Here is a 658-nt window from a genome sequence, read left to right as displayed (position 1 = left end):
GACGGCTCCAACGCCACCACCGGCGCCAAAACCTCCCCCAACTCCCCCTCGATCAACTCCACATGAGACGAATGCGACGCATAATCCACCTCGATCCGCCGCACCCGAACACCGGACTCCTGCGCGAACGCCATCAGCTCGTCCAGCGCGTCCGCATCACCCGACACCACAGTGGACGTAGGCCCGTTCACCGCCGCCACCGACACCCGACCCGGCCAACGCCCCGCCAAACCAGCCGCACCCTCAGCATCCAGCGCGACCGACACCATCCCCCCACGACCCGCCAACGCCACAATCGCCCGCGACCGCAACGCCACCACCCGCGCACCATCAACCAACGACAACGCACCCGCCACCACAGCCGCAGCAATCTCACCCTGCGAATGCCCCACCACCGCAGCCGGCCGCACCCCGAACGACTCCCACAACGCAGCCAACGACACCATCACCGCCCACAACACCGGCTGCACCACATCCACCCGGTCCAACCCGGGCGCACCCTCCACCCCCCGCACCACATCCACCAACGACCACTCAACAAACCCCTCCAGAGCAGCCCCACACTCCGCAAACCGAGCCGCGAACACCGGCGAGGAATCCAACAACCCCACCGCCATCCCCACCCACTGCGACCCCTGCCCCGGAAACACGAACACCG

General features: G+C 67.6%; 1 protein-coding gene. It reads right to left on the bottom strand.

Going from position 1 to position 658, the window contains the following annotated elements:
- On the bottom strand, nt 1-658 hold a 658-nt coding region (locus AWZ10_RS45285), incomplete at both ends, for an acyltransferase domain-containing protein (protein ID WP_159058608.1).

The sequence above is a fragment of the Streptomyces europaeiscabiei genome (assembly GCF_001550375.1).
Classification (GTDB): Bacteria; Actinomycetota; Actinomycetes; order Streptomycetales; family Streptomycetaceae; genus Streptomyces; species Streptomyces europaeiscabiei.
The sequence above is the reverse complement of the archived record's forward strand: the minus strand, read 5'-3'. Positions and strand labels throughout refer to the sequence as shown.